Annotated in this window: 16 protein-coding genes; 8 read left to right on the top strand and 8 right to left on the bottom strand. The window is 34.9% G+C overall.

Annotated elements, in window-relative coordinates; genetic code table 11:
- Window positions 1–101 precede the first annotated feature (101 nt).
- From AACZ49_RS03220 to AACZ49_RS03190, 7 genes are all read right to left on the bottom strand, one after another.
- A complete protein-coding gene (locus tag AACZ49_RS03220; protein WP_027064442.1) occupies window positions 102–326 on the bottom strand; it encodes a DUF2795 domain-containing protein in 225 nt (74 codons plus the stop codon).
- A gap of 135 nt (window positions 327–461) precedes the next feature.
- A complete protein-coding gene (locus AACZ49_RS03215) occupies window positions 462–1,037 on the bottom strand; it encodes a cob(I)yrinic acid a,c-diamide adenosyltransferase (RefSeq protein ID WP_339651552.1) in 576 nt (191 codons plus the stop codon).
- 65 nt (window positions 1,038–1,102) lie between these two features.
- Entirely contained in the window at window positions 1,103–1,252 is a 150-nt protein-coding gene (locus AACZ49_RS03210; protein WP_339651549.1) for a hypothetical protein, read from the bottom strand.
- 30 nt (window positions 1,253–1,282) lie between these two features.
- Window positions 1,283–1,597: a hypothetical protein gene (locus tag AACZ49_RS03205; RefSeq protein WP_339651547.1), complete on the bottom strand. Its 315-nt coding sequence runs from the start codon at window positions 1,595–1,597 to the stop codon at window positions 1,283–1,285.
- A gap of 323 nt (window positions 1,598–1,920) precedes the next feature.
- Window positions 1,921–2,181, bottom strand: a complete 261-nt coding sequence (locus tag AACZ49_RS03200; protein WP_339651544.1) for a hypothetical protein — start codon at window positions 2,179–2,181, stop codon at window positions 1,921–1,923.
- A 157-nt stretch (window positions 2,182–2,338) separates the two neighbouring features.
- On the bottom strand, window positions 2,339–4,210 hold the full coding sequence (locus tag AACZ49_RS03195; protein ID WP_339651542.1) for an ABC-F family ATP-binding cassette domain-containing protein: 1,872 nt from the start codon (window positions 4,208–4,210) through the stop codon (window positions 2,339–2,341).
- A 17-nt stretch (window positions 4,211–4,227) separates the two neighbouring features.
- The gene (locus AACZ49_RS03190) at window positions 4,228–5,415 is read right to left on the bottom strand and encodes a DUF4105 domain-containing protein (RefSeq protein WP_339651540.1); all 1,188 of its coding nucleotides are present in this window, start codon (window positions 5,413–5,415) and stop codon (window positions 4,228–4,230) included.
- Window positions 5,416–5,656: 241 nt separating this feature from the next.
- Between AACZ49_RS03190 and AACZ49_RS03185 the strand changes: the two genes are divergently transcribed.
- The 8 genes from AACZ49_RS03185 to AACZ49_RS03150 all read left to right on the top strand — a co-directional run bounded on the left by AACZ49_RS03185 (window position 5,657) and on the right by AACZ49_RS03150 (window position 13,482).
- Window positions 5,657–6,394 (top strand): CDP-alcohol phosphatidyltransferase family protein, encoded by a 738-nt coding sequence (locus AACZ49_RS03185; RefSeq protein WP_339651537.1) that lies wholly within the window; start codon window positions 5,657–5,659, stop codon window positions 6,392–6,394.
- Window positions 6,395–6,421: 27 nt separating this feature from the next.
- On the top strand, window positions 6,422–6,943 hold the full coding sequence (locus tag AACZ49_RS03180) for a DinB family protein (protein ID WP_339651533.1): 522 nt from the start codon (window positions 6,422–6,424) through the stop codon (window positions 6,941–6,943).
- A 29-nt stretch (window positions 6,944–6,972) separates the two neighbouring features.
- Window positions 6,973–8,037: an FAD-dependent oxidoreductase gene (locus tag AACZ49_RS03175; protein WP_339651530.1), complete on the top strand. Its 1,065-nt coding sequence runs from the start codon at window positions 6,973–6,975 to the stop codon at window positions 8,035–8,037.
- A 7-nt stretch (window positions 8,038–8,044) separates the two neighbouring features.
- Window positions 8,045–8,989 carry a tRNA-dihydrouridine synthase family protein gene (locus AACZ49_RS03170; protein WP_339651528.1) on the top strand — a complete coding sequence of 315 codons (945 nt, stop codon included), beginning with the start codon at window positions 8,045–8,047 and terminating at the stop codon, window positions 8,987–8,989.
- Window positions 8,990–9,029: 40 nt separating this feature from the next.
- Window positions 9,030–11,210 (top strand): B12-binding domain-containing radical SAM protein, encoded by a 2,181-nt coding sequence (locus AACZ49_RS03165; protein WP_339651525.1) that lies wholly within the window; start codon window positions 9,030–9,032, stop codon window positions 11,208–11,210.
- A 46-nt stretch (window positions 11,211–11,256) separates the two neighbouring features.
- Entirely contained in the window at window positions 11,257–11,769 is a 513-nt protein-coding gene (locus tag AACZ49_RS03160; protein ID WP_339651523.1) for a GNAT family N-acetyltransferase, read from the top strand.
- Window positions 11,770–11,843: 74 nt separating this feature from the next.
- Window positions 11,844–13,127 (top strand): MFS transporter, encoded by a 1,284-nt coding sequence (locus AACZ49_RS03155; protein WP_339651522.1) that lies wholly within the window; start codon window positions 11,844–11,846, stop codon window positions 13,125–13,127.
- The gene (locus AACZ49_RS03150; protein ID WP_339651520.1) at window positions 13,090–13,482 is read left to right on the top strand and encodes a DUF4345 domain-containing protein; all 393 of its coding nucleotides are present in this window, start codon (window positions 13,090–13,092) and stop codon (window positions 13,480–13,482) included. The genes AACZ49_RS03155 and AACZ49_RS03150 overlap by 38 nt, the downstream gene beginning before the upstream one ends.
- 366 nt (window positions 13,483–13,848) lie before the next feature.
- On the opposite strand, the gene lptB is transcribed toward AACZ49_RS03150, so the two are convergent.
- On the bottom strand, window positions 13,849–14,589 hold the full coding sequence (gene lptB, locus AACZ49_RS03145; protein WP_091623026.1) for an LPS export ABC transporter ATP-binding protein: 741 nt from the start codon (window positions 14,587–14,589) through the stop codon (window positions 13,849–13,851).
- Window positions 14,590–14,619 lie beyond the last annotated feature (30 nt).

Genomic DNA, 14,619 nt, shown 5'->3' with positions numbered 1-14,619 from the left:
TCCAGTCTTGTTTTTTAACCGGTTCACCTAAATACCTGTCAAAATTACATAAAAAAAAAGCCTCCGAGGAGACTTTTAAGTAGTTATTATGATATCGAATATTAATATTCATCCTCGTTCCAGAGGTAGTCTTCTTCCGTTGGATAGTCAGGCCAAATCTCTTCGATCGATTCATATATCTCGCCACCTTCTTCTTCCATTGATTGTAAGTTCTCTACGACTTCTAAAGGGGCTCCAGTTCTGATGGAGTAATCTATTAACTCATCTTTACTTGCCGGCCAAGGTGCATCACTTAAATAAGATGCTAATTCTAATGTCCAATACATAGTAATTGTTTAGTTTTAATTTTTTGCAAAAGTAATTTTTAAATTGAGACGACCAAGAATTTAGTGATAAATTTCAATTTAACTTCTGTATTTTTTTTATAATTATTAATTGATAACGAATTAATTAGGGATTTATTAGTCCTTTTTTTTAGGAACCCATTTTATTTCATTCGCTTTTAAATTATAGGACAATTTCCGTGCCAATACAAATAAGTAATCGGAAAGTCTATTTAAAAAGGAAAGTATATTACTGTCGAAAGGTTCGTTTTTAAATAATAGTGTTGAAATGCGTTCTGCCCTTCTACAAACAGTTCTTGCTATATGACAGTATGACACTGTAGTATGGCCGCCAGGTAAAATAAAATGAGTCATTTGTGGTAATTGACTGTCCAATTCGTCAATAGCCTGCTCTAAAAAATCAATTTCTTCAAACCCTACCTTTTTGATTTTTAAGCGTTGTTCGCCATTTTTAAGTACTGTTTTTTCTGGGTCAGTAGCTAAAATTGCCCCTACTGTAAACAAATGTTCCTGTATTATTATTAATTGGTGCTGGTAAATAGGGTCAATATCTTGATCTCTTATGAGTCCGATCCAAGAATTCAATTCATCTACGGTACCATAACTATCTATACGAATATGATGTTTTGGTACTCGGGTGCCACCCAAAAGTCCGGTTGTGCCGTCATCTCCTGTTTTGGTATATATTTTCATTTTGTAGATTGTAGAAGGTTTAAGTAAGAATTAGGATGTTGTAAGCTGACTAATTTTAACGATTATCACCTCTTTTCATCTTTATTCTTTCGCTCATAATCTCCCATGAACTTTCTTGATTTTCGGTCATTTGACTTACCTCTAGTGGTTATACGTATAACTAAATATATAGCGAACACGACTCCTAGAATAATATATATGGTATTACTGTTCATTTAAAATTACTTTGGTTTAAAATTACTGGTTTATATCCGTATTTTAAAATGTTCCTTTGCTTGTTCCTTTCTAAAGAATATGACTCCGCAGTAAAATAAATCGACTGTTACACGAACATGCTCTAATGCTTTCAGCTTTTCCCAACTTTCAAGGTTATTTGGATTTTTATGAATTCCGTCTAAAACCAACATGGAGTCATTGGGCAAATTATTAACTTCTAGACCAATGTTAAGGTCAGAGATACTTCCAAATAATACATCGGTATCGTTTTTAGTGAAGGAAATATTTGGGCAATATTGTTTGATGGTTTCCTCAATTTTTTCATCATTACCCAAAATACGCAATGAATGATATTTGAAGTAATCAAGACTTTTGACAAGAATCTTTAAGGTTATTGGAAGTTTTATTTGCCTTCTCTTATAAAGACATTTGGTCACATAAGCATATACAAATGGTGAATGAACCCCATGTTGATTCGTTGCCGAAAAAAGAAATTTGATGAAGGATATAAAACGAAACACAGATTACTTTTTCAATTTTTGTCAAAAGTAATGATAGTGGTGCAACTTAGAATTGAAACCGTAAAGTTTAATGTTTTTAAGTAATAGGTATTGGTAAGAAGTGGGGTAGGTTTAAATTTTGTGATTAAAAGGAAGTGGGAATTTAATTATGAAAGTTTAGCATTATTCAATTTGGTGGTGAATTCCAAATCTTTAATTATTCTGTTTTTTTTGTTCTTGTATAATCTTGCAACTTCCATTGTGTGTTTAATTTCCAGAGTAGGAACAGTATTTTTCGAAATTTCAATTGTTTGAATCATATCAGCTTGTGTAGTTTCAACCTCTAGAGAAACATTCTCATTATTTGCTTGTGCTTGCGCTAAGAAAGTAGTGAAAAAAAGAACAGTTAAAAGGATAATTGATTTCATAATATTTGTTTTACACTGCTAAAGTAAGGGCATGAACTAGCCTAATTTGCCGCAGACGGTTGAGCGGCATTTCACTGTAGACGAATGGTAAATACCACGCGTCTACTAATTTTTGGAAGTAGTAAAATGTAAAATGGAGTCAGCGTGATAAAAGCCTCTAACCCTCCATGAGTGCTGAAAGCTCAAACCATCGTTCGGTCTTTTTTTCAATAGAATCTGTTACTTCTTTTAATTTAATCGATAAGTCTTTAATATCATCTCCACCTAACGAACCATCGATGAATTTTTCTTGAAGTGCAACTTTCTCATTTTCGAGTTTTTGAATTTCTCTTTCTATCTTTTTGAACTCTTGCTGTTCAGTATACGATATTTTTGGAGTTGTATCTGGTTCTTTCCAATTGGTTTTGGTCGAAGTTTGAATTTCTTTTTGTTCTCTTTTATCTTGAATTTGGCTGTCCTCGTAGGCTCTATAATCTGAATAGTTGCCGGGAAAATCTTCCACCATGGCATCACCTCTAAATACAAATAAGTGATCTACAATTTTATCCATGAAATAACGGTCATGCGAAACTACTAAAAGGCATCCTTGAAAATCCATCAGAAAACTTTCTAATACATTTAGCGTTACAATATCCAAATCATTGGTTGGCTCATCAAGAATTAAGAAGTTCGGATTCTGTATGAGTATGGTACATAAGTAAAGACGCTTACGCTCACCACCACTCAATTTATCTACAAAATCGTACTGCTTTTTTCTATCGAACAGAAATCGTTCTAATAATTGTTGTGCTGATATCTGTTTTCCTTTCATTAAAGGTATATAATCACCGAATTCACGAATGACATCGATAACCTTCTGACCTTCTTTTATGTTAATTCCTTTTTGAGTGTAGTATCCAAATTTAATAGTATCACCAACAATTACTTTTCCACTGTCCGGTTGATCACGGCCACTTAAAATATTTAAAAAGGTTGATTTACCTGTACCGTTTTTACCTATAATACCTATTCGTTCTCCTTTTTGAAAAACATATTCGAATTTATCTAGAATAGGTTTGTTAGGGTACGACTTAGTAATCTTATGAAGTTCGAGAATTTTACTCCCCACTCGCTCCATGTTAAGTTCTAATTGTACTTGATGGTCTTTTCTTCGCTGACTGGCTTTATCCTTAATGACCGCAAAGTCATCTATTCTTGATTTAGATTTTGTGGTACGGGCTTTAGGTTGCCTTCTCATCCAATCCAATTCTTTTTTGAATAGTAATTCTGTTTTATGTTGCTCCGTTGCTTCTTGTTCTATACGAGCTTCCTTTTTCTCTAAGTAATAAGAATAATTCCCCTTGTATGGGTATAACTTACCGTTTTCAAGTTCTATGATTTCATTGCAAACACGCTCCAAAAAGTAACGGTCGTGTGTTACCATAAAGAGGGTTATATTTTCTTTTGCGAAAAATTCCTCTAACCATTCAATCATTTCTAGATCTAAATGGTTGGTAGGTTCATCTAAGACTAAAAGGTCTGGCTTATTGATAAGTGCATTGGCAAGAGCCAAGCGTTTTTTTTGCCCGCCGGATAGTTTATCGACCTTAGCATTCAAATCATCAAGTTTTAGCTTTGAAAGTATTTGTTTGTATTGGGTTTCAAAATCCCAAGCCTCGAAACGGTCCATCGCCTCAAAAGCTTTCTGATAAGCGTCTGCATCTTCTGAGTTTAATAAAGCCTTTTCGTAATTAGCTAGGACCTGTAGAATCTCATTGTCTGATGCGAAAATAGTTTCTTCTACCGTTAAGTTAGGATCCATGACCGGTTCTTGGGCAAGGAAGGAAACACGTGTAGATTTACGATAGTTTACTTGTCCTGTATCCGGAGTGTCAGATCCTGAAAGGATATTTAAAATGGAAGTTTTTCCTGTACCGTTTTTAGCGATCAAGGCAATTTTTTGGTCTTTATTGATTCCAAAAGAAAGGTTTTCAAAAAGCACCAATTCACCATAGGATTTAGAAATATTTTCAACGGTAAGTAAATTCATGTAGGGTATCTTGATTTTTATTTTTTAGGTTGAATCACATTTTTAAAATGATACAACAGAAATAGGTAACGTATAGCTAATGCTAGTATAACTAAGATTAATAGTATTGAGAAAACTTGAATTTTAAACATCCAAAGAATACAGGTAAAGAATAGCATTCCAATTAATATGATTAAATAAAAATTAATCCATTTTGGCACTTCTTCTTCTTTTAGGATTAAAAATCCTATTATGGCATTTGGGGCAAAAGCCCATAAGGTGTTGTAATTCGCTTTTGTGGCTAAATGGTCTGTGCCGAACCAAAGAAATAAAATTAAAATACCTGAAAGACCTGTGAGCATAAATAGCGAAAAATCTAGCCATTTCGTTCGTCTTCCATTTTTATAGTCTTTAAAGGTCGCCCATGCTACAAAAGCCAAAAGTAGACCTAGCCAAAAAGCAGGTGTTAGATATAAAGGCGAATTGTCATTTTGCTCAGGAATATCCAATAAAACCGATTCCTTTTTAACAATTGGTTTACCGTTTAATGTAGTGTGTTTCATTTGTTGATAGACATAAATAGGCAAAAACAAATGTTCGTAAGGTGTTGCTTTTCGGTCTATTACAGCGCCTAGTGCTAAATCAATACCAAAATTAGACCAGGTATTCGGGTTTAGTTTTAATCGTATTAATTCGCGAAATGTAAGATGGTTTTTTAAATAATTATAATCAAATTTAAAAGTGCTCCCCAATGTCTTTTCAAATACCATGGGTATTCTGGTTGCGCAATTATCGAACAAAAAATCATACTTATATTTTTTATTTTCAGGCAGTAAGTTGTGTTCTAAAAATACAACGATTGCGGTACGTTGCTGTAAATCTAAATCTAAATCTTGTTCTCTTACCCATCGTTTTTCTTGCTGATAGGAATAATCGAAATACTTAAACGGAATTCGCGAAATAGTATATGATAATTTACCTCTGGTGAAATTTAAATAGAAATTAGGATCTTCAAAATCATATGTGCCATAACCATATACTTCATCAATGCCTAACGCAGGATCTTGTAGTCTTATAGCACTATGCCCAAACTTAGCAGCTAAATCTTCGCCTGTGCCTACAGTTAATAAGCTGATTTTTGATAATGGGGAAAGTTCCACATTTTGAGAATATCCCCAAAATGTATTAAAAAGTAGACTTAAAAAAAAAATGAATTTTCTGAACATACCTTTACTAAATCATAGCAGCTGCAAAGATGCGAATAATAAGATATTTAATTCTAAAAGCTTTTATAATTTACTGATTGAACAGGATCATGTACCAATCTTTAATTTAAAACTCATTTTACTTTGTCGGTTTAAAAGTTAGAACCAATAGAATTATCTTATTTTTATGATAAATTAAAATTGTAAAATTCTTTTTTTTAGTCAAAATCAAAAGAATTGTTGCAGCCGAAACAGAATTTCCATGAAAAAACATATACCTAATTTTATTACACTTATGAATGTTTTCTGTGGCTGCGTGGCTACAATGTTCGCTGTGTTAAACCGATTGGAAATTGCGGCAATTTTTGTTGCCTTGGGAATATTCTTTGACTTTTTCGACGGATTGGCGGCACGTGTCCTTGATGTGAAAAGTGAATTGGGATTACAGTTAGATTCTTTGGCGGATATGATTACAAGCGGAATAGTACCTGGTATTGTAATGTTTCAATTGTTAGCAATGTCACAGACGAGCGGCTGGGGAGATGGTTCACATTTATTTTTAGAATCTGGGGAAATAGAGTTTATAAACCTCTTGCCATTTTTAGGTTTTGTTATTACAATGGCCTCTGCCTATAGGTTGGCAAAATTTAATATTGACGAGAATCAAACTTCCTCTTTTATTGGGTTGCCTACACCTGCTAATGCCCTTTTAATTCTGTCATTACCACTAATATTACTATATCAGAACAACGATTTCTTAAATACTTTGATTCTTAATCAATGGTTCCTGATTATTCTAACATTTGTTAGTGCTTATCTACTAAATGCTAATATGCCATTATTTGCTTTAAAATTTAAAAATACCAGCTTTAAAGATAATGCCATGCGCTATATCTTTTTGATTATTAGTCTTGTACTTATTGTGACCATGAAGTTTATGGCCATTCCCTTGATTATTCTATTTTACGTAGTAAGTTCTGTTATACAAGAGAGACTTTGATATTGGAAGTAATAATCAAGCAGAATTATGTTTAATGAACAAGTACAAGTAGAGTTTTGGTTAGCAGGACCAATACCTAACATACCAGAAGCTTTACAGTCCGCTATACATGAGCTTTTACAATCCGAGCGAGCGTTAACTAAATATACTATGGATTTCCCAAAAGAACTTTTATGGGCTAAAGTAGCTGGCAGGGCATCGGTTGGTTTTCATATGAATCATATGACTGGTGTTTTGGATAGAATGATGACTTATGCAAAAAGTGAATCGTTAACAGATCAGCAGTTTCAGTTTTTAAAACAAGAAGGCACTTTTAATTTAGAAACAGAAGCTGAAGATTTAAGCGAACAATTTTCATTAAAAGTTGCTGAAGCTTTAGCATATTTTAAAACCATTCGAGTGCGAAAACTTACCGAAATACGTACTGTGGGTAGAAGGAAATTACCATCTACGGTAATTGATCTTTTATTTCATGCTGCGGAACATAGTCAACGACATATAGGTCGGTTATTGGTAACTGTATGTTTCCTAAAGTCTAAAATTTCTTAGTTCATTTTTAATCAGAATAACATACTTTAATGAATAAATCGGTCGCAATTATAGGTGCAGGTTTAACCGGGCTTTTAACAGCATATCGCTTGCAAGAACTTGGTTTTAGCGTAACGGTGGTGGAAGCAAGAGACCGAATAGGAGGCAGGATACACACTTTACAATCTGGTAACGCCAAAGTAGAAATGGGAGCGACTTGGTTCAATGAAAGTCATTACCATTTGTTGGATATTATCCACGAGTTTAAAGTACCTTTTTTTGAGCAGTACCTTACCGGTATATCATATTTTCAGATATTTTCGAATGTACCACCTCAAGAGATTGTTGTGCCGAATGATAGTCCAAGTTATCGCTTTAAAAATGGTACTATTGATTTGCTGAATGCAATATACTCGAAACTAAAAGCGAATACAGTTTTTTCGAATGAGACAGTCAAAGAGGTTTTATTCTCTGAAAACACCTCAAGAATAAAAACTTATTCTCAAATTTTTAAAGCGGATCTAGTGATTACCACATTACCTCCTGCAGTATTAATAGACCAAATAGCATTTTCACCCGCATTGCCAAATGAATTGGTTTCGTTGGCAGAACAAACCCACACCTGGATGCAAGACTCCATAAAAGTTGCATTTACTTATAAAAAACCATTTTGGCGAGAGCAAGGTAAATCGGGCACTATATTTAGTAATGTTGGTCCTTTAACAGAATTCTATGATCAAGCGAATTTAGAAACTAAATCCTATGCACTAGTTGGTTTTACTTCTGGTAGTTGTTCGCGTTTTACACAAGAACAACGCATAGAAAGGATAGAAGCGCAACTTAAAATTGTATTTGGTGAAGAGGCGTTACAATATGAATCTTATAATGAAACGGCTTGGTATCAAGAAGAATTTACCAAATCTAATAGACAGGTAGAAAACTTGTTTCCGCATCAAAATGGAGGGCATTCCCTTTATCAAAGACCTTTATTCGATAATAAATTGTTCATTTCTGGGTCAGAAACTTCAAAACATCACTCTGGTTACATGGAAGGCGCTATTTTTGCAGCTGAATCTGTTGTTGCAAAATTGAAGAGTTTGCACATAACGCAGTAATACATACATGTCAGTTACTTTACTATCATCACCATTACAGGGTTTTACCGATTTTAGATTTCGCAATGCATTCCAAAAATATTTTGGAGGTATTGATACTTTTTATGCGCCATACATTCGTTTGAATGGGAAAATGGTGATTAAGAATTCATATCAAAAAGATTTACAGCCAGAGAATAATACCTCTTTAGAAGTTATACCGCAGGTTATGACTGGTGATGCCGATGAATTTTTGTTTGTAGTTAAGTACATTCAGAGTTTAGGGTACAAAGAGCTTAATTGGAATTTAGGTTGTCCGTATCCAATGGTTACAAAGCAAGGTATGGGTAGCGGTCTTATTTGTAATCCTGAGAGAATTGATCATGTTTTAAAGCGTGCCCATGAAGAAACCGATGTGATAGTATCTATGAAAATGAGAATGGGGTATGAAAATGCAGAAGAGATTTTAGATGTTTTTCCTATTCTAGATAGGTATCCATTAAAAAATATTGCCATTCATGCACGTATAGGAAAGCAACTGTATAAAGGCGGGGTAGATTTGGATGCCTTTCAAAAATGTATAGAAAGTACTAAGCATACATTATACTATAATGGTGATATTACAACTGTAGCTAAGTTCAAAGAAATGAAAGAGCGTTTTCCTAGTATTAATCATTTTATGATGGGAAGAGGGTTAATTGCCGACCCATTTCTACCAAGTATGATCAAGAACAATACCACCGAGTACCCAATAGACCGTTGGAAGATTTTTTCAGAATTTCATGATACCATATACCAGCAATATGATGAAGCATTATCTGGGCCAACACCCATTAAAATGAAGATGCAGGGCTTTTGGGAGTTTTTTTCGCAGTCAACTTCTAACCCTCATAAAGCATTTAAGAAAATAAAGAAGGCTAATAATCCTAGGGCATATCAGCAAGCGGTTCGCGAGATATTGAATAATGAATGAGGTATCCGTTATCTTTGCAGCATTGTTCTAAAATAGCCTTGTGAAAGACCTTCTTTTAATAACACCGCCTTTTACCCAATTGAACACCCCTTATCCGGCAACGGCATATATAAAGGGGTTTTTGAATACGAAGAATATTTCATCTTTTCATTCAGATTTGGGGATTGAGGTTATTTTATCTCTCTTTAATAAAAATACATTTCAGAAACTTTTTGATATGGCTTTTGAGGCAAATACTATTGTTTCAGAAAACAGCCTAAGAATATACGCGCTTCGCCAAGATTATTTAAAAACTTTAGATGCGGTAATTTTATTTCTGCAAGGTAAGAATGATACGCTGGCTAGGCAGTTGTGTGCTGATAATTTTTTACCGCAAGCTTCTCGTTTTAAGCAGTTAGATGATTTAGAATGGGCTTTTGGGAATATGGGTATGCAAGATAAAGCGAAGTATCTAGCGACCTTATATCTTGAGGATCTTTCCGATTTTATCGTAGAATGTATAGACCCAAATTTTGGCTTCAGTAGATATGCTGAACGATTGGGACGTAGTGCCAATTCCTTTGATGAACTTTATGGTCATCTTAATGAAGAACCAACTTTTATTGATGAATTAACGCTTGAACTACTATCGGACCAGTTAGCGAACATACAACCTAAATTAGTATGTTTTTCTGTGCCTTTTCCAGGTAATTTATATAGTGCTTTTCGTTGCGCAAAGTTTATAAAGAAAAACCATCCATCGGTTAAGATTGCTATGGGTGGCGGCTTTCCGAATACAGAATTACGAAGCCTTACCGATGCTCGCGTGTTTGAATTTGTTGATTTTATTTCGTTGGATGATGGAGAGCTCCCGATAGAACTTGTTCATAAATATGTGATGAATGAAGGTGGAGAATTAAAACGAACTTTCATTTTAGAGGATAATAAAGTTGTTTATAAAAATACTAGTTCTCGACCAGATTATAAACAGCAAGATGTTGGTACTCTAGATTATTCAGATTTATTATTGGATGCATACATTTCTGTTATAGAAATTGCCAATCCCATGCATAGTTTGTGGAGTGATGGTCGATGGAATAAATTGACCATGGCACATGGTTGCTATTGGGGCAAGTGTACGTTTTGTGATATCTCTTTAGACTACATTAAAATTTACGAACCTGTTGCGGCAAACCTTTTGGTAGACCGTGTAGAAACTTTAATAGCACAAACTGGGGAATCCGGATTTCATTTTGTGGATGAAGCAGCACCGCCTTCCTTAATGAAGGCATTTGCATTGGAAATTTTAAAAAGAAACCTGACCATCACCTGGTGGACGAATATTCGTTTCGAAAAGAATTTTACGCAAGACTTGTGCTATTTGTTAAAAGCTTCGGGTTGTATAGCCGTTTCTGGCGGCTTGGAAGTGGCATCAGAACGTTTGTTAAAACTTATCGATAAAGGGGTAACTGTAGAACAAGTGGCACAAGTAACCAGAAATTTTACCGAGGCTAGCATCATGGTACATTCCTATTTAATGTATGGCTATCCTACACAGACAGTTCAAGAAACAGTTGATAGTTTAGAAATGGTGCGGCAGTTATTTGAATTGGGAATTATACAATCTGGATTTTGGCATCAATTTGCATTGACGGCTCATAGTCCGGTTGGGTTGCATCCTGAGGAATACGGAGTTGTGCCTGATGTAAAATCCATCAGTTTCGCGAACAACGATATCGACTTTAAGGATAAAACCGGTGTCGACCACAGTAAATTCAGCTTCGGATTAAAAAAATCGCTCTTTAATTTTATGCACGGTATAGGTTTTGAAATGCCATTACAGGATTGGTTCGATGTGAATGTTCCTAAGACGAAAATTGCCTCAGATTATATTTTCACTTGTCTTCAAGAGGAAGTGTCTTTGAGCACAAAAGCTACAGCAAAAATAGTTTGGTTGGGTGCAACGCCAACAATCAAAGAATTGGTCAAATCAAAAAAGGGCAGAACTTGGGAGCAGCTAGAATTATCATTTCATACAAAAACTGAAGTGTATAAAATTACAATGGATAAGGCGAAAGGATGTTGGCTTTTAAATATTTTAGATAAATTGACTCCGCAACAACAGGCAATGTCTTTCAAACAGGTGAAATCTGAATATGAAATTCTTTTTGAAGATTTTGAACTGTTTTGGTTTTCAAAACCAATCAGGGGATTATTTAAGCATGGACTCTTGGTTCTATAAATATTAAGTTTTTTGATAAAGATTGTTCATTAAAAGATAATTGAATATGCATCAAATTGAAAATTCAAATCAAGAGGATATTGAAGAGATATTTAGGTTGTACAGAATAGCTTCAGATTACCAAAGAGGCAAAAAAACTGTAGTAGTATGGCCCGAATTTGACCGCTCGATGGTAAACGATGAGGTAGTTCAAGGTAGACAGTTCAAATTGATTATCAATGAAGAAATAGTATGTGTTTGGGCGATTACCTTTTCAGATGCACAAATTTGGGGAGAGAAAAATGCTGATGCAGCTATTTACATTCATCGTATTGCAACTAACCCTAATTTTAGAGGACATAATTTTGTTGTCGCAATTGTGGCCTGGGCTAAAGGGTATGCAGTAGCTCAGCAAAAAAGATATATCAGGTTAGATACATTGGGTGAAAACAAGGGACTAATTCGGCACTATACAGGTGCTGGATTTGATTTTATGGGTATGTTTGAACTTGATAATGTAGATGGGTTACCACCTCATTATAAAAACGGTCCGGTATGTTTATTTCAAATTGATTTGTAAAAGGGTTGGGTGCAAAAAAACAAAAATAACGATCCTACTTCTGAAGAGGAAGTGTGGATATCTATAAAAACTAAATGAAACAACCTGAAAAAGCTCCATGGTATTATTTGTTATTACTGATTTTAGCTGGGGAGAGCGTTTTTATATTACCCTTTGTTTTGCAGCGCGTATTTAGACCTACTGTTTTAAAGGTGTTTGAGCTAGATAATGTATCCATTGGGCTATGTTTTTCGGTTTATGGTTTTGTAGCACTGGTTTCCTATTTGTTGGGCGGTCCTTTGGCAGATAAATACCAGCCTCGAAAATTAATTGCCTTGGCCCTTTGGTTGACAGCTTTAGGAGGATTGGTGTTTGCTACGTTTCCAGATTATTTTACATTACAAATATTATATGGCTTTTGGGGTTTCACAACCATTTTTCTTTTTTGGTCACCGATGATAAAGGCTACTCGGGTTTGGGGCGGTCAAAAATCTCAAGGCAAAGCATTTGGATTTTTAGATGGTGGCAGGGGATTGGTAGGTGCACTTTTTGGAACCCTGGGCGTTCTTGTTTTTTCTCATTTTATGTCAGTAGATTTAGAGATGGCATCGTTAGAAGAAAGTCGATTTGCATTTAGGTATGTTATTTTGACTTCTTCCGCTATTGTTAGTGTAGTAGGTGTGTTGGTGTGGTTGTTCATGAAATTACCAGAGCATCAAGAGAAGAAAATTGTAATTGAAAGAATTACCGTCTCGCAAATAAAAGAAGTACTTCGGCTTCCTTCTGTATTATTATTGATGATTATTATTCTTTGCGCCTATGTAGGGTATAAAATCACGGATATTTTTTCACTTTATGCGCAAGATGTTATGTTCTTAGATGAGGTTGGTTCTGCTGAGATTGGTACTTATTTGTTATTTGCAAGGCCTGTTATGGGTGTTTTAATAGGTGTGGTTGCAGATCGTTCTAGACCAAGTTTGCTTTTATTCCTTGGTTTTGTATTATCATTTGTTGGGGCAGTGATTTTTGCCTCGGGGATCGTTGCCGATATTTCTTATTTTATGTTCTTGTTTTCAATTATGATCGTAGCATTAGGGGTGTACGCCATTCGTTCTTTATACTTTGCGGTTATGCAAAGTGGTAAAATTCCTTTAGTTTTAACAGGTACTGCTGTGGGGCTTATATCTGTGATAGGCTACACTCCCGATATTTTTGCTGGTCTCGCAATGGGTTATTTGTTAGATTCATCACCAGGGTTGGAAGGGCATCAACATGTATTTTGGATGCTGGCGTTCTTTTCATTTATTGGTGGAATAGCAGGGTTTAGATATTTTCAACTTTATGGAAAACGATACTATGATAAACCCAAAAAATATTAATCTCTTATTATCAGGAGTTATCGTGATTATAGCTGGAATAGTGTATGGTGGTCAACCAACTTATGCAATGCCAGAACTTCTTGGTTTTGAAGTAAACGACCTGGAGTTAAAGAACATACTACGTGCGGTTATGGGTATTTATTTGGGCATTGGTATTTATTGGTTAATAGGTGCTTTTAAACCGAAGCTTTGGTTTGGCGCCACTTTAAGTAATATTCTTTTTATGGGCGGTATTTCTTTTGGTAGAATTGTTAGTACCCTTTTTGACGGAGTTTCGCCCTTATTTACACCGGCCTTAATTTTAGAGCTTTTGTTTTTTGGATGGGGAATATATAATGTAAAAAAATATACCTGATAACAGGTGATAGCTAATGAAATAGCCCGTAAAATAACTAAGAAAGATGATGTTTGGAAAGAATTCCATCATACCCACTAAGATTATTGTGGTTTAGATCTTTTTTGTCAAAATAATAAGATTATTTTGACAACGGTAAATGATGGTTGCAGTGCTAATGATATTATTGTTTCTTTTGAAAATAAGCTAGATTTTATTAGCTGGTTATCAAAAGAAAACGACCAGAGCATGGCTTTGTATAGAGGTAAATTAAATAATAAAAACCATTGCCAAATCACGATTAGAGTGTTATTTGGATGAGAATTATTCTCCTACATGGAATCTGTACTGTAATTTTATGAGAGGGCGAAACAATGAATTAAACTCTTAGAAATCCAATTTCTTCTTACGTAACTCAAAGTTCTGACCAAGATACACCTTACGAACCATTTCATCTGCGGCCAAATCTTCAGGAATACCTGATTTTAAAATTCCACCTTCAAACATAAGATACGAACGTTCTGTAATAGCCAGGGTTTCCTGTACGTTATGGTCAGTAATAAGGATACCAATATTTTTATCTTTTAATTGAGCTACAATGCGTTGTATATCTTCGACAGCTACAGGGTCGACCCCGGCAAAAGGTTCATCTAATAATATAAACTTTGGGTCGGTAGCTAAAGCTCTAGCGATTTCTGTTCTCCTGCGCTCGCCACCAGATAACAAATCTCCACGGCTTTTACGAATATGACCCAAGCCAAACTCTTCGATAAGTGACTCCATTTTCATGTGTTGCTCTTTTTTACTCAATTTGGTGAGTTGAAGAACGCTCAAAATATTCTTTTCAATACTAAGTTTTCTAAAGACCGATGCCTCTTGAGCCAAATAACCGATACCGTTTTGGGCTCTTTTATACATAGGAAATTTGGTAATTTCCATATCGTCTAACCAAATACTACCTCCGTTAGGTTTGATAAGACCTACTATCATATAGAATGAAGTTGTCTTACCGGCACCATTAGGTCCTAATAGACCAACGATTTCCCCTTGGTTAACTTCCAAAGAAATTCCTTTTACCACCCTACGACCTCTGTAGGACTTCATAATATTGTCGGCACGTAACTTCATGTTTTCAAATCTATTGGTTATTGGTCTGTT

Origin of the sequence: uncultured Maribacter sp., from assembly GCF_963975365.1 — a bacterium.
Lineage (GTDB): Bacteria > Bacteroidota > Bacteroidia > Flavobacteriales > Flavobacteriaceae > Maribacter.
The sequence above is the reverse complement of the archived record's forward strand: the minus strand, read 5'-3'. Positions and strand labels throughout refer to the sequence as shown.